This is a genomic window from Streptomyces sp. NPDC005070 (assembly GCF_053600395.1).
On the sequence record NZ_JBSFZS010000426.1, the window covers coordinates 1 to 1,881 of the forward strand.

Here is a 1,881-nt window from a genome sequence, read left to right on the forward strand (position 1 = left end):
GAACGCCAAGGCCTACGGTGTCCTGGTATCGCCGTATGTGGCTTCGGGGTCGCCGGCCGGCGTCAAGGTCGACTACGGGATTCTCAAGCCCCGCACGCAGTACATGTTCCACACCAACGCCTTCGACGGCAGCCTGTACGAGACAACCTGGTCACCCTGGACGAAGTTCACCATCGAGCCGTACGCGACGTTCCCGGTGGCACAGTCGACGTCAGGGATCGACCCGGTGGCGCAGAAGACGGTGGAGCTCACCCGCACGGATCCGGACGGCTCGGCCACGGACGCCCCGCTGGCCGCGACGCCGGAGCCGACCCTGTCGGACTTCGCCAAGAGTGACTGTTCCAAGCCGGACAAACAGGACCGCCGGGTGTGCTTCACTCTCGGCAAGAGCACCAAGGACAAGGCGAAGCGGTCCAAGGCGCCCGAGCCTGGCAAGACCAGGGAGACGACACAGACTTTCACGGCTGATGCCGCTGAGGCTTTGGCGGGGTCCCCGACTCCGGGCGGCAACGACGCGGTGGACCTGGTCGACTGGTGCACCAACGCCGCTGATGGCCTGGACTACATGAACCGCACCGAAGCCTGCCTGAAGGACCTGGGTGAGGGCGAGCTCTGGTTCTTCGACTCAGACCCGGAGAAACCGGCTATCGGGCGCGGCACGTTCCTCTTCGAGCAGCGCATGAAGACGTACCGGAACAAGTCGGAGAGCGGTAGCGACTTCGCCGAGTTCGACCAGCAGTTGGTCATCATTCCCACCTACATCGACCCCGCCCTCCAGGGCGTCACGATGAAATGGAACGTCGCCTCGTCCTGCTCGGCGTGTGACGTGGCGCCGATCCAGTGGACCGACGACGGCGCCAACCCGACCGTGGGCGCGCACTGGACGTACGACCCGACGAGCAACTACTCCGGACGTTGGGGAACCGTTGTGACCCGGTGGACCGGCACCGGAAAGGAGCAGATCGACCTGGACTGGTCGATCACCGCCGGCGTCGACGCCAGCAACTCCCTCAACGCCACAGCCGACTTCGGCAGCAGCGGCATCAGCGCGGTACGCGAACTTGCCCCCCGCTGCGACGACATCACCCGTGGCGCGCTCACGCCAGGCTGCGTGTTTCCTTTCTTCAAGCCGACGTTCACTGTCGACACCAACCTCTACCCGGCAGCCGGCGCCTACTACTGGGTCATGCAGGAACGCATGCCCGACCATGCTGGATCGAAGAAGTGGGACAGCCTGGTCCACTACCTCGGCCCAGACACCGCGGTGAAGAACCCGTCCACCGGCGCGGCCTGGTCCTCGGACGACAGCCGCAAGGTGGTGTGCCCGACCACGTGGACCAAGCACCCCGCCGATCCGATCGTGGGCAGCACCGACTGCGACGAGTACGCCCCGGCCTCAACCCACGAGAGCGGCGGATTCCCCGGAGGCCTCAACCAAGTCACCGACGGCAGCAAGTGTGCCCAGTTGTACACGGATTGGGCATTCAACGGCGTCGGTGACGGGTCGACCTCGTTCGGTCTGTTCGCCGACACCCGCACCGCGACCAACGGCCCCTCCGGCACCGAACGCTGCGGACGAGCGGCAATCGACTCCGCGCAGAACCAGGGCGCGTTCAGCAAGCTCCAGCCCAGCGTGTGGCGACTGCTGGACAATGACGGATTCTTCATCGACATCCCCGGCTTCAACCACTGCTCGGGAACGGCGACGACCTGCATCTGGCGCAAGGTCTAACGCCGCCCAACCCTGGGACAGGACAAGAAGAAGGGGGTGGACAGGCTGTCGCCTGGCCACCCCCTTCGGCGTTCCTGTACGTCAGCGGGTGAACCGTTCCCACAGAGCAGCCTCATCTGCGGCCAGCGGCGGCCCCCACACCAGCCTGC

1 protein-coding gene is annotated in these 1,881 nt (G+C 65.8%); it reads left to right on the forward strand.

What is annotated here, in order from left to right:
* Positions 1–1,732: hypothetical protein (locus tag ACWEBX_RS39850; protein WP_451889590.1), on the forward strand; the 1,732-nt coding region annotated here is incomplete at its 5' end.
* Between the last annotated feature and the right edge of the window lie 149 nt (positions 1,733–1,881).